The following is a 22,619-nucleotide window of genomic DNA, read 5'->3' as shown; positions in this document are numbered from 1 at the left end:
CGCTCCGGCCATAGGGTGGGGCGCCGTGTCGTTGGTCACCACAACCGGAGGACGGTTCATGCCCGGTCGCAGCGGGGAGCCGCGCGGATGAGCGCGGTCATCGAGATCGAGGGTCTGCGCAAGACCTTCCACAGCGTGCGGCAGGGCCGCCGGGTGGCGGTCGACGGCTTCGACCTGGTGGTGGAGGCCGGGCAGATCCACGGTTTCCTCGGCCCCAACGGGTCGGGCAAGACCACCACGCTGCGCGCCCTGCTCGGGCTGGTACGCGCCGACGCGGGCCGGATGAGGGTGCTGGGCGTCCCCTCGCCGGGCGGGCTGCCCCTGGTGGCCGGGAGGGTCGGGGCCATCGTGGAGAGCCCGCAGTTCTTCGGCAACTTCACCGGCCACCGCACCCTGCGCCTGCTCGCCCGGGCCGGCGGCGTGCCGGTCGCCCGGGTCGACGAGGTGCTGGAGCGGGTGGGTCTGCGGGACCGGGGCGACGAGCGGGTGAAGGGCTACTCGCTGGGCATGAAGCAGCGGTTGGCGGTGGCGTCCGCCCTGCTCAAGGACCCGGAGCTGCTGATCCTCGACGAGCCGGCGAACGGGCTGGACCCCGCCGGCATCCGGGAGATGCGGGACCTGATGCGTTCGCTGGCGGAGGCCGGCGTGACCGTGCTGGTCTCCAGCCACATCCTCGCCGAGATCCAGTTGATCTGCGACCACGTGACGATCATCTCGCGGGGCCGGCGGGTGGCCGCCGGGCGCGTCGACGAGGTGCTGGCCAACTTCGACCGGCACGAGTTGCTGGTACGGGTGGCCGATCCGCAGCGGGCCGTGGAGCTGCTGACGGCGGCCGGGCTGGCGGCGACCGGGCACGACGACCACCTGGTGGTGGGCGACGTGGACGACGCCACCGAGGTCAGCCGCACCCTCGGCGAGGCGGGCCTCTGGGTACGCGAGCTGACGCCGCTGCGGCCCGACCTGGAGAGCGCCTTCCTCGAACTGACCGGCACGGCGACGCACCCGGCGCTGCCCCGGCAGGTGGACGACTCGGTGCTGCCCGACGGCGGGCCCTCCGAACCGGTGATCGACCTCGACGTGCGGGGAGTGGACGCGTGAACCTGGTCCGTGCCGAGCTGGAGCGTCTCGGCGCCCGGCGCTTCGTGCAGCTCATGCTCGTCCTGCTGGTGCTCGCGTTCGGCGTCACGGCGGCGACCACCCTGGCCAACTCCCACCGGCCCAGCACGCAGGAGCTCGCCGCCGCCGAGCGGCAGGCCACCATGGCGCGGATCGAGCTGGAGCACGCCTACCAGCGCTGCCTGGAGCAGCGTCGCGGGCTCGCGACCGCGGACGACATGGACGAGCAGGAGGAGCCGGAGTACTTCCCCGCCGACTGCAGCGAGGTCGACCCGGCCCTGTTGGAGCGGGCGCCCGTGGCGGCCGACTTCCTCACCGGGGTGTTCACCTTCGCCGAGGAGGCCGAGCCGCTGCTCTACTTCCTCATCGCCTTCCTCGCGCTCTTCGGCTTCCTGGTCGGCGCCTCCTACATCGGCGCCGACCTGAACTCCGGTGGCGTGGTCAATCTGCTGCTCTGGCGTCCCCGGCGGATGACCGTGCTCGGCACCAAGCTGGGCACGCTGCTCGGCGGGACGGCGCTGCTGTCGGTGCTGGCCTCGGCGGCGTACCTCGGGACGTTCTGGCTCATCGGTCGGTTCGCCGGGCGGCCGGGGCGGCTCGACGGGGAGTTCTGGGGCTCGTTGGGCGAGACCTGGGGGCGCGGCATGCTGCTGGTGCTGCTGCTCACCGTCATCGGGTTCGCCGTGGCGACCCTGGGGCGGCACACCTCGGCGGCGCTCGGCGTGATCGCCGGCTACGTGGTGGTGTGGGAGCTGGGCGCCCGGCTGGTGATGGAGATCCTGGACGTCGTCAAGGTGGACCGTTACATGCTCTCCAGCCACGCGGCCGCCCTGCTCAACGGCCGGATCGAGTTCTGGGACTACCGGGCGTGCGACAACGGGGTTTCCAATTCCTGCAACGGCCTCTACGTGATCACCTGGCAGTCGTCGCTGGTCCTGCTGCTCGGGCTGACCGCTGCCCTGACTGCCGCCGCCTTCGTGGCGTTCCGCCGCCGCGACCTGATGTGACGCCGGGCCGCCGGCGACGTCGCGGGGCGCGGGGCGCGGGGCGGGAACCGCACGGGCGCGGCAAGACCTTGCAGCATGCCCGCCCGCGATGAAATATTCCTTCACATGTCGCCCGCCCGCCGCCGCACCCGCCGAACCCGGTCGGCGGCCGGCGGCGCGCGGTCCGCGCCGGCGGGCGGCCGGGCCCGGTCAGCCGACGGTCGAGCCGAAGACCTCGTCGCGGACGGCGTCCAGGGCGGTACGCAGCGCACCCCGCAGGATCGGCTCCTCGGTCAGCCCGGTGGGCACCACCCGGGGGCGGACCAGCGTGATCGCCGCGACCTCGTGCTGCACCCGCTCGGCCAACGCCGCCCCGCCGGCCTGGCCGACCTCGCCGGCGAGCACCACCAGCGGCGGGTCCAGCACCACGCAGGTGCTCGCCACGCCCAGCGCCAGCCGGCGGGCCACCTCGTCGAGCATCGGACCGCCGGCCGTGCCGTCGGCCACCGCCGCCCGCACCGCGGCGGCGGCGCTGTCGTCCGGGTAGCCGTGGGCGCGGGCCAGCTCACGGACCGCGTCGCCGCCGATCAGCTGCTGGAACGCCGGCTTCGCCCGGCGGGAGACGTCACGCGGGATGGGCGCGCCGGGCACCGGCAGGTAGCCGATCTCGCCGGCCGCGCCGCTGCTGCCGTGGTGCAGCCGGTTGCCCAGCACGATCGCCAGGCCGACACCGGCGCCGACCCAGACCAGGACGAAGTCCGTCAGGCCCTGGGCCGCGCCCGACTGCGCCTCGGCGACGGCGGCCAGGTTCACGTCGTTCTCGAAGACCACCGGGGTGTGCAGGTCGTCCCGGAGCGCCGCGAGCAGACCGGTGTGCCAGCGGGGCAGGTTGAAGGCGAACGTGATGTCCCCGGTGCCGGGATCGACGAGGCCCGGGGTGCCCAGCACGATCCGCCGTACGCTCGACAGCTTCGCCCCGGCGCTGCTCGCGGCCTGGACCACCGCGTTGTGCACGACCCCCACGGGGTCGTCGGTGTCCTGGGTCGACTGCTCGACGCGGCCGATCACCGCCCCGGTGATGTCCGCGCAGGCCGCGACCACCCGGTCGGCGCCCACGTCCACCCCGACCACGTGCGCGCTGCCCGGCCGCACGGCGTAGAGCTGGGCGTTCGGCCCCCGCCCGCCGGCCTGCTCGCCGACGCGGGTGACGAGCCCCCGCTCCTCCAGCCGCTCGACGAGCTGCGAGGCGGTGACCTTGGACAACCCGGTCAGCTCGCCGAGGCGGGCCCGGGTCAGCGGCCCCCGCTCCAGCAGCAGCTCCAACGCCGCGCGGTCGTTGAGCGCCCGCAACAGGCGGGGGGTGCCGGGCAGCCGGGTCGCACTCATGCCACGTCCTCTAGTTTTGATAAACCTTGCTAACTGTAAACCGACCTGCGAGCGGGTAGCCGATAGCGTATCGGCCGCCCGGGAGCGGGGCGCTCGGCCGACCCGGTACGTCACCGACCCCCGCCGGTACGACCTCCGTACCGCCGGGGACGAAAGGGGAAGATCACGTGGGGCTGGATCCAGGACTGCGCCGGCTCGCGCTCGGCACGCTGCTCGCCGCGTACCCGGGGCCGGTTCCCCCGGGCTGGGCGGTCGACCTGGTCGCCGAGGGGCTCGCGGGGCACACCCTGTTCGGCACCAACGTCCACGACCCGGCGCAGGTGGCGGCGAGCACCGCCGCCCTGCGGGCCGGCCGCCCGGACGTGCTGATCGCGATCGACGAGGAGGGCGGCGACGTCACCCGGCTGGCGCACGCCACCGGCAGCCCGTACCCGGGCAACGCCGCGCTCGGCGCGATCGACGAGGTGGCGCTGACCCGCCGGGTCTACGAGGCCATCGGCGCGGAGCTGGCCGGCCTCGGCGTCACCGTCAACCTCGCGCCGACGGTGGACGTGAACACCGCCGACGAGAACCCGGTGATCGGCACCCGCTCGTTCGGCGCGGACCCGGCCCGGGTCGCCGCGCACTCCGCCGCCGCCGTGAGCGGGCTCCAGGCCGCCGGGGTCGCCGCCTGCGCCAAGCACTTCCCCGGGCACGGCGCGACGGTCGCCGACTCCCACCACGAGCTACCGACCGTGGACGTGCCGCTCGACGTGCTGCGCCGCCGCGACCTGCCGCCCTTCGCCGCGGTCGTCGCGGCCGGCGCGCGGGCCGTGATGACCGCGCACATCCGGGTGCCGGCGCTGACCGGCGACGGCCCCGCCACGTTCAGCCGGGCCGTCCTGGTCGACCTGCTGCGCGGCGAGTACGGCTTCACCGGCACGGTCATCACCGACGCCCTGGAGATGAAGGGCGCCGCGGTGGCCGCCGGCGGGGTGGGCCCGGCCGCCGTGCGGGCCCTCGCCGCCGGCGCCGACCTGCTGTGCATCGGTGCCCAGGTCGACGCCGAGCTGGTCGAGCGGGTGGTCGCGGAGATCGTCGGGGCGCTCGCCGACGGCCGCCTGGACCGGGCGCGGGTGGAGGAGGCGGCCGGCCGCGCCGCCGCGCTCGCCGCCTGGACCCGGGCCGCCGGCACGACGTCCGTCGCTCCCGACGGGCTCGGGTACGCGGCGGCGCGACGCGCCGTACGGGTGGAGGGGGAACTCGCCGGCCTGGACCGCCCGCTGGTCGTCCAGCTGCACGCCGCGTCGACGATCGCCGAGGGGCGGGTGCCGTGGGGCCTCGGCCCGCACCTGGATGGCGCGGAGGAGTTGCGGGTGGTCGCCACCGAGACCGGGCCGGCCGCCCTGCGCCAGCTCGCCGGGGACCGGCCGATCGTGCTGGTCGGCCGCCACCTGCACCGGCTGCCGGGCGGGGCGGAGCTGGTGACGGCGCTGGCCGCCGAGCACCCGGTGACCGTGGTCGAGATGGGCTGGCCGTCGCGGTGGCGTCCGGCGGGCGCGCGGGCGTTCGTGACCACGTACGGCGCGAGCCACGCCTGCGGCCGGGCGGCGGCCGAGGTGCTCGGCCTGGCCGGCTGACGCCGGCACCCGCCGTCGCACACCCCGACCTGGCCCGATCGGCTTCGACCGGGCCCGGCCGGGGTATGCGACGGCATGACCGCAACCGATCCCTGGCACCGGGCCCTGGCCGACCTCGTGTCCCGGTCCCACCGGTTGCCGCCGGACGAACTCGCGGCCACGGTCGCCGCCGCGCTCCGGCCGCTGGGCGCGGCGGCGACCGTCTACCTGGTCGACGCCGAGCAGCGCGACCTGCGCCCGCTGCCCGGTTCGCAGCGGCCGGGGCCGGCGGTGCTGCCGATCGACACGAGCCTCGCCGGCCGCGCCTTCACGCAGGTCGAGGTGCACGTGAGCACCGGGCCGCCGCCCCGGCTGTGGGTGCCGATCGTCAATGGCACCGACCGGCTGGGGCTGCTGGAGGTGTTCCCGCCGCCCGACGCCGACCTCGCCGACGAGGCGCTGCGCGACGGCTGCCGGCTCGTCTCCGGGCTGGTCGGTCACCTGGTCACCAGCAAGCGGGACTACGGCGACGCCCTGCACCGGGCGCGACGCAGCCGGCCGATGGCGGTCTCCGCCGAGCTGCTGTGGCACCTGCTCCCGCCGTTGACCTTCGCCACCGGGGAGGCGGTCGTCAGCGCCCTGCTCGAACCCTGCTACGAGGTCGGCGGAGACGCCTTCGACTACGCGGTGCACGGCGGGGTCCTGACCCTGGCGATCCTCGACGGCGTCGGGCACGGCCTGCCGGCGGTGCTGACCACCTCGGTGGCGCTGGCGGCGCTGCGGGCCGCCCGGCGCGCCGGCGCGGACCTGCCGGGTCTGGCGCGGGCGGTGGACGCCGCGATCCTCGCCGAGTGGCAGGACGCGCGGTTCGTCACCGCGGTGCTCGCCGAGTTCGACACCGGCAGCGGGCTGCTGCGCTACGTCAACGCGGGGCACCCGCCGCCGGTCCTGCTGCGCCGGGGCCGGGCCGTGCGGGAGCTGGCCGGGGGCCGTCGGCTGCCGCTGGGTCTGCCGGACGGCGACGTCGAGGCGGCCCGTACCCGGTTGGAGCCCGGTGACCGGCTGCTGCTGCACACCGACGGGGTGACCGAGGCGCGCGACCCGGCGGGCGAGATGTTCGGACTGCCCCGCCTGGCCGACCTCGCCGAACGGCACATCGGCTCCGGGCTGCCGGCCGCGGAGACGCTGCGCCGGCTCAGCCACGCGGTGACGGAGCACCAGGGCGGTACGCACCAGGACGACGCGACGCTGATGCTCGTCGAGTGGTCCGCAGCGGCGGCGGCGAACGCGGAGCCCTGAGCCCGGTCAGTCCAGCCCGCGCCACCCGCGCGCGACGGGCCGGCCCGCCTCCGCGTCGACGAACCCGAGCAGGGCGCCGACCCCGGTGATCCGCAGGACCCGCGCCACCCCCGGCTGCGGGGCGGTCACCCGCAGCGGCACGTCGCGCTCGCGACCCACGGCGGCGCCGTGCACCAGGACGCGTACGCCGCTGGAGTCCAGGAAACGCACGTCGGCGAGGTCGACGACGACCTCCCGGACGGCGGGCCGGCGCAGCGCCTCGGTGAGCGTCGCCTCGAACTCGGGGGCGTTGGCCATGTCGATCTCGCCGGCCGGGCGCAGGACGACCCGCCCCGGCTCCGTGTCCCGCGTGTCCCGGTCCATGGCCCCGCCTCACCGTCGAAGGACGCGCCGGCACCGGCGCGCCTCGACCATACCGACCCCGCCCGGCCGGGGCACTTCGCCGGCCCGGAGAGCCACTTGAACACGTTCAAGAAGTCGCCTACGCTCAGGCGGCAAGAGTTGAACACGTTCAAGAAGGGCGTCCGCGATGGACACGAAGGTCTGGATGTACCTGGTCTACCTGGCGATCAGCATCGGGTTGACCGTGTGGGTGGCCCGGGCGCTGTCGCGCAACGGGTTGGTCTTCCTGGAGGAGGTGTTCGCCGACGAGCGGCTGGCCAGGGCCGTGAACAGCCTGCTCGTCGTCGGCTTCTACCTGCTCAATCTCGGCTACGTCACGGTGGCCATGAAGCACCCCGACCCGGTCGGCTCGACCGCCCAGGCGATGGAGGAACTCTCCCTCAAGATCGGCCTCGTGCTGCTGGTGCTCGGGGCACTGCACTTCTTCAACGTCTTCGCGCTCGGCCGGTACCGCCGCGGCCGGCTCCGCCAGTACGCCACCCACCCGCCCGTCGCCCCGGTCGGCCGGCTGCCGATGCCACCCGCACCGCGCGACGCCCACCCCGCCGGGGCCCGACCCGTGGGGCCGTACCCCATGGGGGCCCAGCCCACCGCCGGGCCGCATCCCGCCGTGCCGCACCCCGCCGCGCCGCACCCCGCCGGGCCGGGGGCGGGGACCGGGCCGGCCGGCGGACCGCCGGCCCGATGAGCGCCCGACCCACGGGCCGGTCGGGCGGGCTCCCGGACGCCACCGCGCACGGGGGCGGTGGCGTCCGGGGGTTCACCGTCCTCTACGACGCACACTGCCCGCTCTGCCGCTCCGCGCGGCGCTGGCTGGCGTCCCGCGCCCAGCTCGTACCCCTGGAGTTCGTGCCGGCCGGCTCGGCCGAGGCCCGGCGGCGCTTCCCCGGCCTGGACCACGACGCCACGCTGCGGGATCTCACCGTGGTCGCGGACACCGGCGAGGTGTACGCGGGCGACGGCGCCTGGTTCGCCTGCCTCTGGTCGCTCGCCGACCACCGGGCGACGGCGGAGCGGCTGGCCCGCCCGCACCTGCTCCCGCTGGCCCGGCGGGTGGTCGCCGCCGCCTCCTCGGTCCGCCAACGGGTGCGCGACCCGTGGGCGGAGCCGGGCGACGACCCGGCGGGATACGGTGGCCCCGATGACCGAGCAGACTGCGCCGACGACCGCTGCGGGTGAGCCGGCGACCGCGCGCGGCGAGCAGACCCGGCAGCTCATCCTGGACACCGCCATGCGGCTGTTCCGCGAACGCGGTTACGCCCGGACCACCATGCGCGCCATCGCCCAGGAGGCCGGGGTGGCGGTGGGCAACGCCTACTACTACTTCGGCTCCAAGGAACACCTGATCCAGGAGTTCTACGCCCGCGCGCAGACGGAACACCGGGCGGCGGCCGGGCCGGTGCTCGCCCGCGAGAGCGACCTCGCCGCCCGGCTGGCCGGGGTGATGCACGCCGGGATCGACGTGCTCACCCCGTCGCACTCCTTCGCCGCCAGCTTCTTCAAGACGGCGGCGGAGCCGACCTCACCGCTGAGCCCCTTCTCGGCCGAGTCCTCCGGGCCGCGCGAGGCGGCGATCGGGCTCTTCGCCGAGGCGCTGGACGGCTCCACCGCCCGGGTCGACCCGGAGTTGCGCCCGCACCTGCCGGAGCTGCTCTGGCTGGCGTACATGGGGGTGGTGCTCTACTGGGTCTACGACCGCTCGCCCGGCCAGGCCCGCACCCGGCAGCTCATCGACGGCGCGGTGCCGCTGGTCGACCGACTGGTGGGGCTGTCGCGGTTGCGCGTGCTGCGCCCGGTGACCCGGCAGGTGCTCGACCTCATTCGTACGCTGCGTCACTGACCGCCGAACGCGGCCATCCTCCGAATAGCCGCAGGTCAGAGTCCGTTAGTCGACACCCGGATCGCACCTGTGGCACCTTGCCGACGCCCTCACCGATACGTAGCGTGATGGGTGCGCACACCACCCGCGGGCCCTGGGGGGAGACTGCGGACCGTGGATCCGGCCCGGGAACCACGGTCCGCGCCCCGCCCCAGGGCACGCTCAGGGCGGATAGACGCCGAACGACCGCCAGCCCCGGTCGGCGAAGCCGGCGGCGGTCGCCACCCGGGCGGAGGCGGTGTTCGCGGGGTCGTGCAGGTACGTGGGGACGGCCCCCTCGTCGAGCACCCGGCGCGCCGCCTGGGCGACCAACCGCCGGGCCAGTCCCCGCCCCCGGGCCGCCGGTACGGTGCCGACCGCCAGCTCGTGGCCGTACGCGTCGTGCCGCTTGATCCCGACCCCGGACAGGTAGCGGCCCTGGGCGTCGCGGGCCACCAGGACCGGCCGGTCGAACAGGCGCAGCCAGGACGGCAGCCCGGCGGCGGTCGGGGCCGTCCACTCCCCCGCGTCCGGCAGCGGGGTCGGCGCCACGCTCCACCGGAAGACGTCGTCGTGCACCGCCCAGCCGGGTCGGCCGACCGCGGCGGGCAACGCCGCGAGCGGCGGGCCGCACGGCCGCCGGGCCAGCTCGCGGACCGCCGCGACCCGGTCGGGGGCGACGGAGAGCACCGTGCTCGCGCCGGCGGCCACCGCGACGGCCGGCCGGAGCCGGCCGTCCCAGGCCGGTCGGGCCCGCCGGTGCGAGCCGACCACGTGCAGCCCGGGCCCGGCCGGCCACTGGCCGAGCCAGCTCGCCAGGTGCAGGTGCAGCCGCCGGTCGAGCATCGCCGGTCACCTCCCCACGGCCGTCGGTCGTCACCCCGGAGGCCGGGCCGCCGACGCCGCCCGCCTCGCCGACGATCACCGTACGCGGGCGCGGCGCAACGCGCGCGCGAACCCGTCGGGGGTGGACCGGCGCGGGTCCCCGTGACCCGACGGAACCCGCCCCGCGCAGCGGGGACGCGCGCGATGATTGGGTGGCGTGGCGGGCGGGTAGACGTATCGACACACCGATGACCGCCGATTCGTGGGACGAGGGTCGATCACGGGAACCAGACGCATCGATCGGCCGTCATATTCATTTTCATACATGGACAACTTTGTTTGGGACGGTATGGTCATGCCGAATCAGCCGAACGACCGGTACCACCAGGACCCGGAGCGACTCTGGCGATGCACCGAGGCCACCGGGTGGTTCCCGGCCCAGTCGGCGTACCGGGGCCACCGCGCCGGGCCCGAGGCGCTCCCGTGGAGCGAGGTCGACAAGCAGCCCGCGGGCGCCGCGTCGCGCGGCGGCCGGAACATCCACTGACCACCCCGTGCGCGGCCCGGTCGTCCCGCGACACACCCGGACGGTCCACCGGGGGCTTTCGCACACCTGTCGGGTAATTTCTTCTGGTCCGGCATCCCGGCCTACGACAGGAGAAGCTCCGCGCATGGGCAAGAAGACGATCCACGTCTCCGACTTCAGCGGCACGGTCATCCAGCCCGACGACGAGGTGGTCCGCGTCGTCGTCCTGGAACACCCGGACCTGGTCGCGGGGCCCGTGCGGCTGGACGCCACCCCGGCCGAGGTGGAGAGCATCGACGACGCCGCGCTGGACGTCGCGGTGGTCGAGATCCACGACCGGCACGGCGACGGCGAGCCGCGCCGGGTGGTGCTCACCGCGAGCGAGTTCGACGCGATGGCGACCGACGTGCCGATGGCGCAGCTGCTGAGGACCGCCGAGCGGGTCCGCCCGCCGAAGGCCCGCAAGGGCGCGGAGCGGGTCGACTACGGCACGATCGAGCACGCCGGCCGGCCGCACCGGGGCCGGGTCACCGAGGAGGAGGCCCGGCTGGTGCGCGAACGGCTCGACGAGGTCAACAAGCGGCTCGCCGACGCCGGGATCCGCCAGGTGGACCCGACGGACCCCGAGCACGCCGCCCGCTACGGTTTCCCCGCCGCGCCCTGAGGCGGGTCATTCGCGCATCTGGACGGCCCGCAGGGCCGCCGCCACCCACTCCTCGGTCGCGGCCTTGCTGACGCCGAGCCCGCTGAGGACCCCGGCGCCGTTCTCGTGCTCCAGCAGCGCGAGCAGGATGTGCTCGGTGCCGACGTAGTTGTGCCCGAGGCGCAGGGCCTCCCGGAAGGTCAGCTCCAGCGCCTTCTTGCCCTGGGCGTCGTACGGGATCAGGTCGGGCACCTCGGCGGTCGAGGGCGGCAGCGCCGCCGTCGCGGCCTCGCGTACGCGCTCCAGCGGCACCTGCTGGGCGACGATCGCCTTCGCGGCCAGGGCCTCCGGCTCGCTGAGCAGCCCCAGCACCAGGTGCTCGGGGCGGATCTCGGCGTGCCCGGTGGCCCTGGCCTCGTTCTGCGAGGCCATCACCACGTTGCGCGCGCGGGGGGTGAACCGGGAGAAGCCCTGCTGCGGGTCGGGCGGCGTCTCGTCGGCCTTCGGGACGAAGCGCTTCTGCGCCGCCTGCTTGCTGACGCCCATGCTGCGGCCGATCTCGGTCCAGGACGCGCCGGAGCGGCGTGCCTGGTCGACGAAGTGGCCGATCAGGTGGTCGGCGACCTCACCGAGGTGGTCGGCCGCGATGACCGCGTCGGTGAGCTGGTCGAGCGCGTCGGTGTGCGCCTTCTTGATCGCCCGGATCAGGTCGTCCAGGCGTACGGGGTTGGTCATCTGCACTGGCTCCGTCATGCGTCAACCATAGGTTGACGAGTCCGTGCCGTCAACCGGAAGTTGACGATCGGGGTCGACGACGCCCGCAGCCCCGTCGACCTCGGCGGATGACAGCCGGCGACCACTCGTAGGAAAGTTTCGCCATTGCCTCGCTCGATATAGAAGTTTTACGATTCGGCCTTCATCGTCCAACCCTCCCGCACGGTACGAACATCGGAGGCAACAATGTGTGACGCACCGGAGACAGGCCACCTGCTCCACGTACCGGCACGGCGCCGCGCCCTGTTCACGGCGCTGGGCGTCGGCGCCGGCATCGGGGTGCTCGGCCTGCCCAGCCCCGCGCTGGCCGCCGTCACCGGCTGGAGCAACCCGACCCGCGGCACGCTGACCTCCGGCTACAAGAGCCCCAGCCGGCCCGGTCACCTCGGCTGGGACGTGGCCAACAGCCAGGGCACCCCGATCTACGCCACCGCCGACGGAACCGTCCGGGACGTCAAGACCAACTCGTACCCGGGCGACACGACGAGCGGCCCACTGGCCGGCCGCACCGGCAACAGCGTCCACATCAACCACGCCGACAGCTACTTCTCCTACTACGGCCACCTGCACCGGGTGCTGGTCAGCGCCGGCCAGCGGGTCAGCTGCGGGCAACTGATCGGCCTGATGGGCAACACCGGCAACTCGACCGGCCCGCACCTGCACTTCGAGATCCACCGGCCCCGGCTGACCTCGCTGGACCCCCGGGTCTTCCTGGCCAACCGGGGCATCACCCTCGGCTCGACGGCCCCGGTGGGCAGCACCGGCTACCCGAGCGTCAGCCAGGGCGCCTCGGGCTGGGTGCCCCGGGTGATCCAGTACCTGGTGCGGGCCCGCGGCATCTCCGTCGTCGTGGACGGGATCTACGGGGCCGGCACCACCAGCGCGGTACGCAGCTTCCAGAGCAGCCGGGGCCTCTACGCCGACGGCATGGTCGGCCCGATCACCTGGACCGCGCTCGTCCTGCCCCTGCGCGAGGGCAACTCCGGCGACCTGGTGCGTGGCCTCCAGACCGCCCTCAACGCCCGCGGTGCCAGCCTCCTCGTCGACGGCGGCTTCGGCTCGGTCACCACCAGCGCGGTGCGCGCCTTCCAGAGCCGCAACGGCCTCGTCGCCGACGGCCTCGTCGGGCCGGTGACGTGGAGCGTGCTCATCTGAGCGGCACCGTCAGAGCCAGCCGTTGTCCCGGGCGGTGCGGAACGCCTCCGCGCGGTTGGCCACGCGGAGCTTGCTGACCGCGGCGGACAGGTGGTTGCGGACGGTGCCCGCCGACAGGTGGGTACGCCGCGCCACCTCCGCCACCGGCGTGTCGTACTCGGCCAGTCGCAGCACGTCCAGCTCGCGGGGCGTGAGCGGGCACTCCGGCGCGGTGAGGGCGTCCGCGGCCAGCGCCGGGTCGACGTACCGGCCCCCGGCGTGCACCCGGCGGATGACGTCGGCCAGCGTTCCGCCGGGAGCGCCCTTGGGCAGGAACCCCTTGGCTCCGGCGGCCAGCGCGCGTTGCAGGTGGGGCGGCCGGCCGTGCCCGGTCAGGATCACCACCTTGCAGGCGGGCAGGACGCGCGCCAGCTCCGCGGTCACCTCCAGCCCGTCCAGGGCCGGCATCTGGAGGTCCACCACGGCCACGTCCGGCCGGTGGGCGAGCGCGGCGGTCACCGCGGCCCGCCCGTCCGACGCCTCGGTCACGACCTCCAGGTCGGACTCCAGGCCGAGCAGGGCGGCCAGCGCCGCCCGGATCAGGTCCTCGTCGTCGGCCAGCAGCACCCTGATCACGGGCGGGTCCGTACCGTCACGTCGAGGCGGAACACCCCGTCGTCGGTCCGGTGCCGCAGCGAGCCCCGGGCCTCGGCCATCCGCTCGGCCAGCCCACGCAACCCGAAGCTGTGCCGGTCGGGCGACGCACCCTCGGCGCCGTCGTTCGTCATGGTCATCCGTACCTCGTCCTCGTCCTGGCTGATCTCGATGGTGCACCAGGTGGCCCGGCTGTGCCGCAGCACGTTGGTGCTGGCCTCCCGCAGCACCGCGACGAACTGCCGGGCGATCTCCGACGGTACGTCGTCCGGCGGCAGGGCGACCGCGCAGCGGATGCCGGAGGAACGCAGCACCTGCTCCACCGCGGCGATCTGGTCCCCGAGGTCCACCGCACGGTACCCGTGCACCACCTCGCGCAGCTCGACCAGCGCCGACGCGGCCAGTCGCTGCACCTCGGCCGCCTCCGAGCTGGCCCGCCCGGCGTCCGTCGCCGCCAGCCGGGACGCCAGCTCCGCCTTGAGCGCGATGACCGAGAGGCTGTGCCCGAGCAGGTCGTGCACGTCGCGCGCGAAGCGCAGCCGCTCCTCGGTCGCGGCGAGCCGCCCCTGGGCGGCCCGCCCCCGCTGCGCCTCGACGAGCAGCCCCCACAGCCAGAGCTGGAGGGCGTTCCACGCGGCCATGGAGACGCCGGCGACCAGCACGATGGTGACCTGGTCACGCACCGACGCGCCGTTGCGCAGCGCCACCCCGGCGGCCACCGCCACGGTCAGCAGCGCCGCCGGGCCGGCGGCCCACCAGCGCGACAGCATCGGTACCGAGCCGATCACCGACGCGCCGAGGAAGCCCCAGGTCGCCCACTCCGGCGCCCCCACCGGCCCCACCAGGGGTACGGAGACCACGGCGGCCACGACGAACGCGACGAGCAGGCGGCGCCGTACGGCCCCCGCCAGCCACGGGGTGATCGCACCGTAGAGCGCGCCGGCCTGCGCGACGACGAACAGGACGATGCCCACCGCCCCGGCAGCCGTCCACCCCGGATCGTCCTCCCGCGACAGCCCGGCGGCGGCCAGCAGCAGCGTCCCCAGGACGCCGCTGCCGACGGTGGTGAGGGTGACGACGCGGGCGCGGCGCAGGCCGAGATCCCGCTCGACCTGCGCCCGGTCCATGTTCACGTCCCCGTGGCCGGGTGACGCGATCGCTGCCCCGATCATCCGTGCCGGGGCTCCCACCGGAAGTACCGGCCCGCCATGAGCAGCGACACCACCAGCCAGACCAGCAGCACCCCGAAGGACGGCAGCGTCTCGATGAAGGTGCCGGCGAAGCTCAGGGTCTGGCCCTCGTCGGTGCGGCCGAGCCAGCCGACGCGCATGACCTCGGTGAACGGGCCGTTGGGCAGGAACCAGAGCACCCGCTCCAGCGACTCCGGCAACGCCCCGAGCGGCAGCAGCGCACCCGGCGTGGCCAGGAAGACCACCACGGTCGGCAGGGTGGTGAGCATGGCCGCCTCGGAGCTGCGGGTGATCGCGGACAGCGCGGCCGAGAACGCCGCCATGATCGAGGAGCCGAACAGCAGAGCCACGACCATGACCAGCGGATTCCTGGGCATCGGCAGGTCGAGCACCAGGACCGCGTAGACGGCCAGCGCGAGGAACTGCGCGAGGAAGATCGCCACGGTGCTGCTGGCCGTGCCGAACAGGATCGTGCGGTCCGAGGCGAGCCCGGCGCGCAGCCGCTTGAGCACCAGTTCCTGGCGGCGCGAGGCGTACACGGTGGTCAGGTGGTGGTGCACCAGGAAGACCATGATCAGAGTGGTGACGCTGACGACCCGGCGCACGCCCGGCACCGTCTGGCCGCGGTACTCGCTGACCAGCAGTAGGGCGATCATCAGCGGGGTCACCACGGACATCGCGGTGGACGTCCAGCTGCGGCGCAGCGCCAGCAGCTCCATCTTGAGCATCGCGGCCATCTGCCAGATGGGCCTGGTCGCGCGGTCGCCCGAGGTGGCGGCGGTGGTGGGGCTCGGCGTCGTCATCGTCCCGCTCATCGGGCAACCTCCGCTTCCGCGTGCTGGTCGGTCGGGTCGTGGTCGGCGGCGATGTCCAGGAAGACATCCTCCAGGGTGGCCGGTCGGGCCGACAGGGAGGCCAGCCGGATGTTGCCCGCGTTGGCCCACTCGAGCAGCCGGGTCAGGTCGGTCTGGAGCTGGCGGGACTCGTACGTGACCCGGTCGCCCTCGACCAGGCGGGCGGCGTGCGGCAGCTCGGGCAGCGACTCCGTGGCCGGCAGCCGGAAGCTGATCCGGGCGGGCAGGGTGCGTACGACGTCCTCCGGCGCCCCGGTGGCGACGATGCTCCCGCCCCGCATGATCGCCACCCGGTCGGCGAGGACCTCCGCCTCCTCCAGGTAGTGCGTGGTGAGCAGGACGGTGGTGCCGCCCTTCTGGAGCTCGCGGACGACGTCCCAGGTGCGGCGGCGCGACGCCGGGTCCATGCCGGTGGTGGGCTCGTCGAGGAAGAGCACCTCCGGGCGGCCGAGCACGGCCAGCGCCAGCTCCAGCCGCCGGCCCTCGCCGCCGGAGAGCTGCTCGACGGCAACGTTCATCCGGTCGCCGAGGTCGACCAGGTCCAGCACCTCCGCGGTGGTCTGCGGCCGGACGGTGAGCGACCGCCAGATCTCCACCGTCTCGCGGACGGTGAGCGCGCCCGTGAACCCGCCGTGCTGGAGCATCACCCCCGTCCGGGGGCGCACCGAGTTGCGGTCCCGGATCGGATCCAGCCCGAGCACCCGGACCCGGCCGGCGGTGGCCGGTTGCAGGCCCTCGAGGACCTCGATGGTGGTGGTCTTCCCGGCACCGTTGGTGCCCAGCAGCGCGAACAGCTCGCCCCGGCGGATCCGCAGCGAGATGCCGCGCACCGCCTCGAACTCCCCGTAGCTGCGACGCAGCCCGTCCACTTCGATCACGACGTCATCCATGCTCATCAGGCTGCCGTCGGTGGGCGACAGTTCCAACCCCCGTCGCGTCATGTTCCCACCGTGTCGTACGCATGCCCGACCCGTGTGTCCCCCACGTCCGGGGCAGGCGCGCCGCCCGGCGTCGACGGACGCGCGAACGCGGAAGCGACGCCGAGCGGTCGGTGGCCCGGTGCTCCCGGGGTGGGGCTCAACCGGCCGGGTGGGCGGCGAACGGCGCCACGTCCACCGGGAGTTCCGGCAGCACCCCGGCGAGCGCCTCGACCTTCGTCCACGTCATGGTCACCTGGTCGAGGTCCCCGTCCCCCAGCGGGACGCCCAGCTCGCCGAACGCCCGTGCCAGCCGCTCCCGCCGTACGGGGTCGACGCCGTCGGCCGGCGCCTCGGGCACGCAGACGGACGCGAGGTCCGTCACGACCTCCAGCTTCGGCTCCCGCTCGTGCCAGCCCGTACGCCGCTGGTAGACGTCGGCGACGGCGGCCAGCTCGAAGTCGCGGCCGGGCGCGGCGGCGAGTTGCAGCGACAGCGGCATCCCGTCGCCGTCGACGCCCATCGGCAGCGCCAGCGCGGGGAAGCCGACCGCGCTCCAGGCGCTGGGCAGGAAGGAGATCATCTGGAGGCTGGCCTGGTCGTCGTAGCGGGGGGCGCCGGACGGCCAGGCGGGCGTGGCGATGACGTCGACGTCGCGCAAGCGCGCCCGCAGGGCGCTGGCGCCCCACCCGCGCACCCGCTGGGCCCGCAGGTACGTCTCCGCCGGGAGCACACCGCCGAGCGCGACGTTCCACCGGAAGGGTCGCCCGTAGTCGCTCCAGCGCGCCCGCAGCTGCGCCCCGTGCACCTCGAACGCCTCCACCAGCATCGTCACCAGCTGCGCGGCGAAGAGCGGGAACGCCTCGTCGAACGGCACGTCGACGACCTGCGCCCCGGCGGCCCGCAGCTCGTCGAGCGCGGCGGCGAAGGCGGCGGCGGTGTCCTCGGTCAGCGCGGCGGCGTAGCGCACCAGGTCACCCGGGACGCCGACGCGTACGCCCGCGAGGTCGGCCAGCGGCGGCCGGGACAGCTCCGCGGGCCGGTCCGCCATCACGGCGAGCAGCCGCGCGCACTCCCGGGCCGTACGCGCCAGCGGGCCCGTGGTCTCGACCGAGCGCGCCAGCGGGCGGACGCCGGTCGCCGGCAGGAGGCCCTGCGTCGGCTTCAGCCCCGTCACGCCGCACAGCGCGGCCGGGATCCGGATGCTGCCGTTGCTGTCGGTGCCGACGCCCGCGTCGAAGAACCCGGCGGGGATACCGTTGGCGCTGCCGCAGCTCGACCCGCCGGTGAACCGGTGGGGGTCCCACGGGTTGCGGGGCACCGGGAAGGGCGCCTCCGGGTCCGGCCGGGACAGCGCGTGCTCGCCCATCGTGGTCTTGCCGACGATCAGCGCGCCCGCGGCACGCAGCCGCGCCACCACGGTCGCGTCGCGGTCGGCCCACCAGTCCGCGTCGTGCACGACGCTCTGGCAGGTGCTCGGCGCGCCGGCCACGGCGACGACGTCCTTGACGCCGATCAGCGTGCCGCGCAGCGGCCCGTCGGTGCCGGCGTCGACGGTCGGGAAGCGGTGCAGGAAGGTGCCGAGCATCGGCCCGAGCCGGTCGGCCCGCTCGGCTGCGGCGGCGACGTGGTCCATGTCAGCTCACCGCCGCGTGGCCCGGCCGGCCGGTCGGGACGCCCCGCGGCGGGGGCCGGTCGCCGGTCAATTCCGATTCCGCGCCCATTCGTGTGTGCCGGAAGAAGTCGCTGTGCGGAAAAACGAACGGCTCGGCCGTGACATCGTCATGGACCGAGACGTCCGTCTTCGCGTCACCGTTCGACGAATGACGGTCACCGTTCCGCTTCTGGCGTGCCACGAACACCTCCCCGAACGGGCCACAAAAAATGCGCGGCCCAGGACCACGACAACTCCGACGATGGCGGCGCGGCCGTCGCGGGGTAACCCCTACGGTCACCCCTCACCACCCCGGAATGAGGCGCCTCGGACGCCGATCCTCGCGACGACGGCCCCGGAGTTCCTGGCTCCCCGCTCCGCGGCGCTGATAAATACTATTCGCATACCCGCACCGATCTAAATGGGGAAATCAATGAGCAACGCAATCGCGAACCTCGTGGCGACACCCACGGCCGGTGCGGTGGAACCACAGGCGATCGACGTTTCGGGCGTGCACAAGAGATACGGCGACGTGCGGGCCGTCAACGGCATCGACCTGCGGATCGCGCCCGGCGAGGTGGTGGCGCTGCTCGGGCCCAACGGCGCGGGAAAGTCCACGCTCGTCGACATGGTCCTGGGGCTCACCCGCCCCGACCGCGGCGAGATCCGCGTCTTCGGGCACACCCCCCGGGAGGCCATCACCCGGGGCGTCATCGGGGCGACGCTCCAGGACGGCGCGCTGCTCGACGACGTGTCGATCCGCGAGCTGCTCACGATGGTGGCGTCGCTGCACGCCGCCCCGCTGCCGATCGCCGAGGTGCTGCGCCGCACCGACCTGACCGACATCGCCGACCGCCGCAGCCGGCTCTCCGGCGGTCAGCGCCAGCGGCTGCGGCTGGCGATGACCCTCGTGTCCGACCCGAAGCTGCTGGTGCTGGACGAGCCGACGGTGGCGATGGACGTCGAGTCGCGCCACGTGTTCTGGGCCGCCATGCGGGAGTTCACCGACTCCGGGCGCACCGTGGTGTTCGCCTCCCACTACCTGGAGGAGGCCGAGGAGTTCGCCGACCGGGTGGTGCTCGTGCAGGCCGGGACGGTCATCGCCGACGGCACGGTCGCCGAGATCCGTTCCGTGGTGGCGGGCCGGTCGCTGTCGGCCACCGTCCCGGACGCGACGGTGGAGCAGCTGCGCCTGCTGCCCGGCGTGCTCAGCGTCGAGGCCCGCGGCCAGCGCTTCGAACTCGTCTGCTCCGACTCCGACGCCGCCGCCCGGGAGCTGTTCGCACGCCATCCCCGGGCGTACGACGTCGAGATCGGCGCCCTCGGCCTGGAACAGGCGTTCCTGGCCCTCACCTCCACGAAGGGCGGGGCCGCCTGATGAGCACGGGCTTCCTCAAGATCGAAGTGAAGCGGGTGATCCGCGCCCGCAAGTTCTGGATCGTCGCGTTCCTGTTCCCGACGCTGCTCTACCTCATGCAGGCCAACCTGTTCCGCGGTGAGGTCGTCGAGCGCACCGGCATCAACTTCAGCGAGCACCTGCTGGGCGGGCTCGCCGCCTTCGGCGCGCTCTTCGTAGCGTTGAACGTCGGCACCCGGGTGGCGATCGAGCGGTCGACGGGGTGGCAGCGCCAGTTGCGCATCACCCCGCTGTCGCCGACGTCGTACCTGACCGCGAAGCTGGCCGCGGCGATGGTGGTGGCGCTGCCGGCGATCACGGCGGTGGCGCTCACCGGCGCGCTGTTGCAGGGCGTCCGGCTACCGCTGGGCGGCTGGCTCCAGCTGGTGCTCGGGGTCTGGCTCGGCACGCTGCCGTTCGCGCTGCTGGGCGTCTTCATCGGCCAGGTCGCCACGGCCGAGAGCGTGCAGGTCCTCACCTCCGTCTCGCACATGCTGCTCGGGGTGCTCGGCGGCGCGCTGTTCCCGTCGGTCGCGTTCCCCGAGTGGCTCCAGGCGGTGTCCGCCGTCATGCCGAGCCACTGGCTGGCCGAGGTCGGCCACAGCCCGTTCGAGGCCGACTCCCGCCTCGGGCTCGCGGCCCTGGTGCTCGCGGGCTGGACCATCGTGCTCGGCGCCGCCGTGACCCTGCGGTACGTGCGCGACAGCGCCCGCGTCTGAGCCGGGAGCCGACGGGCCTCCCACACCCCGCACGACGAACGTACGCACCGCTACGACGAGGGATTGCATCGTGAAGAAGAACTCCTGGCAGATACTGCGCAAGGGCGGGTCGGGCGGCCTCACGCTCACCGTCGACTTCACCAGCACCGGCCGCACCCAGGCGTGCTTCCGCGACCTGGTCCCCCTGCTGAGCGCGCCCGGCGAGATCTGGGAGACCGTGGCACCCGCCTCCGGCGCCGAGGACACCATGTCCGGCGCCGACTACGTCGAGCGGTGGGCGAAGGGCGTACGCCGGCGGGAACGCACCGTCGACACCGTGATCGGCTACTGCGTGGGCGCGGTCTTCGCCGCCCCCCTCGCGTCCCGGCTGGCCGAGACGCAGGACGAGGCGCCCAGGCTGATCCTGCTGGACCCGGAGTTGCCGAACATCGTCGGGCTCTACCGGGACTTCCACGCCGCCGCCGACGCGCTGCGCACCATCCTCTCCCCGGAGGAGATCGCCGCGTTCCACGCCGACGGCCAGGCGGTGCAGGAGAAGTACGGCCTCGAGGACCTCACCCTCATCGGTCCCGCGCTCGCCGGCATCTTCCGCGACGCGATCGACGTGGCGGGCCGCAGGCTCGGGCTCGACGACGACGTCCGGGGCGAGCTGGGCGGCAGCTTCGCCTCGTTCGTCGGGTACCTGCGGGCGGCGGCGGAGATCGACCCGACCCCGCAGTGGGCGACGGCGACGGCGATCACCTCCGCGCACTCGACCCAGGGCGGGCAGGGCTTCGGCCGTGCCGTCCCGCTCGACGTCGACCACGACCAGATGCTGCGCCACCCCGACGTCGCCGCGGCGGTCTCCGGCCTGATGACCGGCGCGGACGCCGGCCTGCGGATCGCGGGGTAGCGCGGTGGCACCGGGCCCGGCGGGCGGTGAGCCCGCGCTCTTCACCGACCTGTTCGCCGAACAGGTGCGGCGCACCCCGCACGCGACCGCCGTCGTGTGGGGCGAGCACCGCAGGACGTACGCGGAGCTGGACGCCGAGGCGAACCGGCTCGCGCACCGGCTGGTGTCGCTCGGCGCGGGCCCGGACCGGCTCGTCGCGATCGGGATCCGCTCCGCGCACCTGGTGGTCGCCGCGCTCGCCACCCTCAAGGCCGGGGCGGCCTACCTGCCGCTGGACCTGAGCTACCCGCCGCAGCGGCTGGAGCACATGCTCACCGACGCGCGGCCGATGCTGCTGCTGACCACCGGCGACGACCAGCACGCGGTGCCGGCGGCCGACCTGCCGCGGGTCCTGCTCGACGACCCGGACGCGTACGCCGGGCAGCCCGAAACCGACGTCACCGACGCCGACCGGCTCGCCCCGCTGCGGCCCGCCAACACCGCGTACGTCATCTACACCTCCGGCTCCACCGGCAGCCCCAAGGGTGTGGTCATCGAGCACCGCCAGCTCGGCACGTACCTGCGCCACGTGGTGCGGTCCTACCCGGGCGTACGCGGGCGGGCGCTGCTGCACTCCTCGTTCGCCTTCGACCTGACGGTCACCGCGTTCTACGCGCCGCTCATGACGGGCGGCTGCGTGCACGTCGGCGCCCTGGAGGAGATGGGCACGCCCGCCGCCGGGCCCTTCGGGCAGGAGCGGCCCACGTTCGTCAAGGTGACGCCCTCGCACATCCCGCTGCTCACCGCGCTGCCCGCCGAGGCGTCCCCCACCGGGGAGCTGATGGCCGGCGGCGAGCTGCTGCTCGGCGAGACCGTCGACGCCTGGCGTCGCCGGCACCCCGGCGCCCGGGTCGTCAACGAGTACGGCCCGACGGAGACGACCGTCGGGTGCAGCACGGTGGTCATCGAGCCCGACCAGCCGGTGCCGCCGGGGCCGCTGCCCATCGGCCAGCCCATGCCCGACGTGCGCTTCCACGTGCTGGACGACGAGCTGCGCCCGGTGCGGCCCGGCGAGATCGGCGAGCTGCACATCGCGGGCGCCCAGCTCGCCCGGGGCTACCTGGGCCGGCCGGGCCTGACCGCCGAGCGCTTCCTGCCGGACCCGTTCGGCCCGCCCGGCTCGCGCATGTACCGCTCCGGCGACCGGGTCCGGCCCACCGAGGACGGCGAGTACGAGTTCTGCGGGCGGGTCGACAACCAGGCGAAGATCCGCGGCTACCGCATCGAGCTGGGCGAGATCGAGGCGGCGCTGCTGCGCAGCCCGCAGGTGCGGCACGCGGCGGCGGTGATCCGCACGGACGCGCCGGAGGTCAAGCAGCTCGTCGCGTACGTCGTGGCCGAGGCGGACGCGACGCTCGACCCGCAGCAGCTGCGCAAGGACCTCGCCGAGACCCTGCCGGACTACATGGTGCCGAGCGCCGTGGTGAGCCTCGCGGCGCTGCCGCTGACCGTCAACCGCAAGCTCGACACGGCGGCCCTGCCGGCGCCGGAGGTCGCGGCGACGCCCGGCGGGCGGGCGCCGGCCGACGAGTTGCAGGCGCTGCTGTGCGAGCTCTTCGCCACCTACACGGCCGTCTCCTCGATCGGCGTCGACGACGACTTCTTCGTCCGGGGCGGCACCAGCCTCGGCGCCGCCCAACTGGTCAACGAGGCACGCCGACGCGGACTCACCCTGTCGCTGCGTGACGTGCTGGAAAACCGGACCGTGGCGCGGCTCGCCGAGGTCTGCGCCGACACCGACCGAGGGGACGAGTGAG

Annotated in this window: 24 protein-coding genes; 14 read left to right on the top strand and 10 right to left on the bottom strand. The window is 74.4% G+C overall.

The features are described 5' to 3' along the window. The first annotated feature begins 87 nt into the window (after positions 1–87). Entirely contained in the window at positions 88–1,098 is a 1,011-nt protein-coding gene (locus CLT72_RS29120) for an ABC transporter ATP-binding protein (RefSeq protein WP_101414476.1), read from the top strand. Beyond that, the gene (locus CLT72_RS29115) at positions 1,095–2,123 is read left to right on the top strand and encodes an ABC transporter permease subunit (RefSeq protein ID WP_101414475.1); all 1,029 of its coding nucleotides are present in this window, start codon (positions 1,095–1,097) and stop codon (positions 2,121–2,123) included. Before CLT72_RS29120 ends, CLT72_RS29115 begins: the two co-directional genes overlap by 4 nt. A gap of 189 nt (positions 2,124–2,312) precedes the next feature. Here the strand turns inward: CLT72_RS29115 and CLT72_RS29110 are convergent, their stop codons facing one another. Beyond that, complete coding sequence (locus tag CLT72_RS29110) at positions 2,313–3,488, bottom strand: ROK family transcriptional regulator (protein ID WP_089001673.1); 1,176 nt, start codon at positions 3,486–3,488, stop codon at positions 2,313–2,315. 167 nt (positions 3,489–3,655) lie between these two features. Here CLT72_RS29110 and CLT72_RS29105 point away from each other — a divergent pair, with 167 nt between their 5' ends. Beyond that, positions 3,656–5,107 carry a glycoside hydrolase family 3 N-terminal domain-containing protein gene (locus tag CLT72_RS29105; RefSeq protein WP_101414474.1) on the top strand — a complete coding sequence of 484 codons (1,452 nt, stop codon included), beginning with the start codon at positions 3,656–3,658 and terminating at the stop codon, positions 5,105–5,107. A gap of 75 nt (positions 5,108–5,182) precedes the next feature. Beyond that, positions 5,183–6,385 carry a PP2C family protein-serine/threonine phosphatase gene (locus CLT72_RS29100; RefSeq protein ID WP_101414473.1) on the top strand — a complete coding sequence of 401 codons (1,203 nt, stop codon included), beginning with the start codon at positions 5,183–5,185 and terminating at the stop codon, positions 6,383–6,385. A gap of 6 nt (positions 6,386–6,391) precedes the next feature. Here the strand turns inward: CLT72_RS29100 and CLT72_RS29095 are convergent, their stop codons facing one another. Then, entirely contained in the window at positions 6,392–6,748 is a 357-nt protein-coding gene (locus CLT72_RS29095) for an STAS domain-containing protein (protein WP_101414472.1), read from the bottom strand. Between the two features lie 166 nt (positions 6,749–6,914). Here CLT72_RS29095 and CLT72_RS29090 point away from each other — a divergent pair, with 166 nt between their 5' ends. The 3 genes from CLT72_RS29090 to CLT72_RS29080 are packed head-to-tail and all read left to right on the top strand — an operon-like array spanning position 6,915 to position 8,627. Then, positions 6,915–7,475 carry a hypothetical protein gene (locus tag CLT72_RS29090; protein WP_101414471.1) on the top strand — a complete coding sequence of 187 codons (561 nt, stop codon included), beginning with the start codon at positions 6,915–6,917 and terminating at the stop codon, positions 7,473–7,475. Further along, the gene (locus CLT72_RS29085; protein WP_101414470.1) at positions 7,472–7,966 is read left to right on the top strand and encodes a DCC1-like thiol-disulfide oxidoreductase family protein; all 495 of its coding nucleotides are present in this window, start codon (positions 7,472–7,474) and stop codon (positions 7,964–7,966) included. The genes CLT72_RS29090 and CLT72_RS29085 overlap by 4 nt, the downstream gene beginning before the upstream one ends. Continuing rightward, on the top strand, positions 7,929–8,627 hold the full coding sequence (locus tag CLT72_RS29080; RefSeq protein ID WP_101415457.1) for a TetR family transcriptional regulator: 699 nt from the start codon (positions 7,929–7,931) through the stop codon (positions 8,625–8,627). The genes CLT72_RS29085 and CLT72_RS29080 overlap by 38 nt, the downstream gene beginning before the upstream one ends. Before the next feature lie 201 nt (positions 8,628–8,828). Here the strand turns inward: CLT72_RS29080 and CLT72_RS29075 are convergent, their stop codons facing one another. Beyond that, complete coding sequence (locus CLT72_RS29075) at positions 8,829–9,491, bottom strand: GNAT family N-acetyltransferase (protein WP_101414469.1); 663 nt, start codon at positions 9,489–9,491, stop codon at positions 8,829–8,831. A gap of 334 nt (positions 9,492–9,825) precedes the next feature. On the opposite strand from CLT72_RS29075, the gene CLT72_RS29070 reads away from it, so the two are divergent. Together CLT72_RS29070 and CLT72_RS29065 are read left to right on the top strand one after the other, a co-directional pair. Then, entirely contained in the window at positions 9,826–10,017 is a 192-nt protein-coding gene (locus CLT72_RS29070; protein WP_101415456.1) for a DNA repair protein, read from the top strand. A 124-nt stretch (positions 10,018–10,141) separates the two neighbouring features. Continuing rightward, the gene (locus CLT72_RS29065) at positions 10,142–10,660 is read left to right on the top strand and encodes a hypothetical protein (protein ID WP_101414468.1); all 519 of its coding nucleotides are present in this window, start codon (positions 10,142–10,144) and stop codon (positions 10,658–10,660) included. Positions 10,661–10,666: 6 nt separating this feature from the next. Here CLT72_RS29065 and CLT72_RS29060 read toward each other — a convergent pair whose 3' ends face one another. Next, a complete protein-coding gene (locus tag CLT72_RS29060; RefSeq protein ID WP_199184670.1) occupies positions 10,667–11,392 on the bottom strand; it encodes a Clp protease N-terminal domain-containing protein in 726 nt (241 codons plus the stop codon). Positions 11,393–11,599: 207 nt separating this feature from the next. On the opposite strand from CLT72_RS29060, the gene CLT72_RS29055 reads away from it, so the two are divergent. After that, on the top strand, positions 11,600–12,568 hold the full coding sequence (locus CLT72_RS29055; protein ID WP_101414467.1) for a peptidoglycan DD-metalloendopeptidase family protein: 969 nt from the start codon (positions 11,600–11,602) through the stop codon (positions 12,566–12,568). A gap of 9 nt (positions 12,569–12,577) precedes the next feature. On the opposite strand, the gene CLT72_RS29050 is transcribed toward CLT72_RS29055, so the two are convergent. The 6 genes from CLT72_RS29050 to CLT72_RS31745 all read right to left on the bottom strand — a co-directional run bounded on the left by CLT72_RS29050 (position 12,578) and on the right by CLT72_RS31745 (position 18,018). Beyond that, positions 12,578–13,183: a response regulator transcription factor gene (locus CLT72_RS29050; protein WP_101414466.1), complete on the bottom strand. Its 606-nt coding sequence runs from the start codon at positions 13,181–13,183 to the stop codon at positions 12,578–12,580. Beyond that, the gene (locus tag CLT72_RS29045; RefSeq protein WP_250102381.1) at positions 13,180–14,373 is read right to left on the bottom strand and encodes a sensor histidine kinase; all 1,194 of its coding nucleotides are present in this window, start codon (positions 14,371–14,373) and stop codon (positions 13,180–13,182) included. Before CLT72_RS29045 ends, CLT72_RS29050 begins: the two co-directional genes overlap by 4 nt. After that, positions 14,370–15,206: an ABC transporter permease gene (locus tag CLT72_RS29040; protein WP_199184669.1), complete on the bottom strand. Its 837-nt coding sequence runs from the start codon at positions 15,204–15,206 to the stop codon at positions 14,370–14,372. Before CLT72_RS29040 ends, CLT72_RS29045 begins: the two co-directional genes overlap by 4 nt. Beyond that, positions 15,203–16,186: an ABC transporter ATP-binding protein gene (locus CLT72_RS29035; protein ID WP_250102380.1), complete on the bottom strand. Its 984-nt coding sequence runs from the start codon at positions 16,184–16,186 to the stop codon at positions 15,203–15,205. The genes CLT72_RS29040 and CLT72_RS29035 overlap by 4 nt, the downstream gene beginning before the upstream one ends. Positions 16,187–16,322: 136 nt before the next feature. Then, positions 16,323–17,798 carry an amidase gene (locus CLT72_RS29030; protein WP_101414464.1) on the bottom strand — a complete coding sequence of 492 codons (1,476 nt, stop codon included), beginning with the start codon at positions 17,796–17,798 and terminating at the stop codon, positions 16,323–16,325. A gap of 1 nt (position 17,799) precedes the next feature. Next, the gene (locus CLT72_RS31745; RefSeq protein WP_144082352.1) at positions 17,800–18,018 is read right to left on the bottom strand and encodes a hypothetical protein; all 219 of its coding nucleotides are present in this window, start codon (positions 18,016–18,018) and stop codon (positions 17,800–17,802) included. Between the two features lie 231 nt (positions 18,019–18,249). On the opposite strand from CLT72_RS31745, the gene CLT72_RS29025 reads away from it, so the two are divergent. The 4 genes from CLT72_RS29025 to CLT72_RS29010 all read left to right on the top strand — a co-directional run bounded on the left by CLT72_RS29025 (position 18,250) and on the right by CLT72_RS29010 (position 22,618). Beyond that, positions 18,250–19,194, top strand: coding sequence for an ABC transporter ATP-binding protein (locus CLT72_RS29025; RefSeq protein WP_101414463.1), 945 nt, complete (start codon positions 18,250–18,252; stop codon positions 19,192–19,194). Continuing rightward, a complete protein-coding gene (locus tag CLT72_RS29020) occupies positions 19,194–19,931 on the top strand; it encodes an ABC transporter permease (RefSeq protein WP_101414462.1) in 738 nt (245 codons plus the stop codon). The genes CLT72_RS29025 and CLT72_RS29020 overlap by 1 nt, the downstream gene beginning before the upstream one ends. Before the next feature lie 70 nt (positions 19,932–20,001). Continuing rightward, positions 20,002–20,823 carry a hypothetical protein gene (locus CLT72_RS29015; protein WP_101414461.1) on the top strand — a complete coding sequence of 274 codons (822 nt, stop codon included), beginning with the start codon at positions 20,002–20,004 and terminating at the stop codon, positions 20,821–20,823. Between the two features lie 4 nt (positions 20,824–20,827). Continuing rightward, on the top strand, positions 20,828–22,618 hold the full coding sequence (locus CLT72_RS29010) for a non-ribosomal peptide synthetase (protein WP_101414460.1): 1,791 nt from the start codon (positions 20,828–20,830) through the stop codon (positions 22,616–22,618). Position 22,619 lies beyond the last annotated feature (1 nt).

The sequence above is a fragment of the Micromonospora sp. CNZ309 genome (assembly GCF_002846525.1).
The sequence above is the reverse complement of the archived record's forward strand: the minus strand, read 5'-3'. Positions and strand labels throughout refer to the sequence as shown.

Coding starts and splice junctions, on each gene's coding strand:
- CLT72_RS29090 (WP_101414471.1), top strand. CDS start 6,915: ATGGACACGAAGGTCTGGATGTACCTGGTCTACCTGGCGATCAGCATC.
- CLT72_RS29045 (WP_250102381.1), bottom strand. CDS start 14,373: ATGATCGGGGCAGCGATCGCGTCACCCGGCCACGGGGACGTGAACATG.
- CLT72_RS29060 (WP_199184670.1), bottom strand. CDS start 11,392: ATGACGGAGCCAGTGCAGATGACCAACCCCGTACGCCTGGACGACCTG.
- CLT72_RS29025 (WP_101414463.1), top strand. CDS start 18,250: ATGAGCAACGCAATCGCGAACCTCGTGGCGACACCCACGGCCGGTGCG.
- CLT72_RS29085 (WP_101414470.1), top strand. CDS start 7,472: ATGAGCGCCCGACCCACGGGCCGGTCGGGCGGGCTCCCGGACGCCACC.
- CLT72_RS29120 (WP_101414476.1), top strand. CDS start 88: ATGAGCGCGGTCATCGAGATCGAGGGTCTGCGCAAGACCTTCCACAGC.
- CLT72_RS29065 (WP_101414468.1), top strand. CDS start 10,142: ATGGGCAAGAAGACGATCCACGTCTCCGACTTCAGCGGCACGGTCATC.
- CLT72_RS29095 (WP_101414472.1), bottom strand. CDS start 6,748: ATGGACCGGGACACGCGGGACACGGAGCCGGGGCGGGTCGTCCTGCGC.
- CLT72_RS29070 (WP_101415456.1), top strand. CDS start 9,826: ATGCCGAATCAGCCGAACGACCGGTACCACCAGGACCCGGAGCGACTC.
- CLT72_RS29020 (WP_101414462.1), top strand. CDS start 19,194: ATGAGCACGGGCTTCCTCAAGATCGAAGTGAAGCGGGTGATCCGCGCC.
- CLT72_RS29055 (WP_101414467.1), top strand. CDS start 11,600: ATGTGTGACGCACCGGAGACAGGCCACCTGCTCCACGTACCGGCACGG.
- CLT72_RS29075 (WP_101414469.1), bottom strand. CDS start 9,491: ATGCTCGACCGGCGGCTGCACCTGCACCTGGCGAGCTGGCTCGGCCAG.
- CLT72_RS29035 (WP_250102380.1), bottom strand. CDS start 16,186: ATGACGCGACGGGGGTTGGAACTGTCGCCCACCGACGGCAGCCTGATG.
- CLT72_RS29030 (WP_101414464.1), bottom strand. CDS start 17,798: ATGGACCACGTCGCCGCCGCAGCCGAGCGGGCCGACCGGCTCGGGCCG.
- CLT72_RS29100 (WP_101414473.1), top strand. CDS start 5,183: ATGACCGCAACCGATCCCTGGCACCGGGCCCTGGCCGACCTCGTGTCC.
- CLT72_RS29040 (WP_199184669.1), bottom strand. CDS start 15,206: ATGAGCGGGACGATGACGACGCCGAGCCCCACCACCGCCGCCACCTCG.
- CLT72_RS29110 (WP_089001673.1), bottom strand. CDS start 3,488: ATGAGTGCGACCCGGCTGCCCGGCACCCCCCGCCTGTTGCGGGCGCTC.
- CLT72_RS29080 (WP_101415457.1), top strand. CDS start 7,929: ATGACCGAGCAGACTGCGCCGACGACCGCTGCGGGTGAGCCGGCGACC.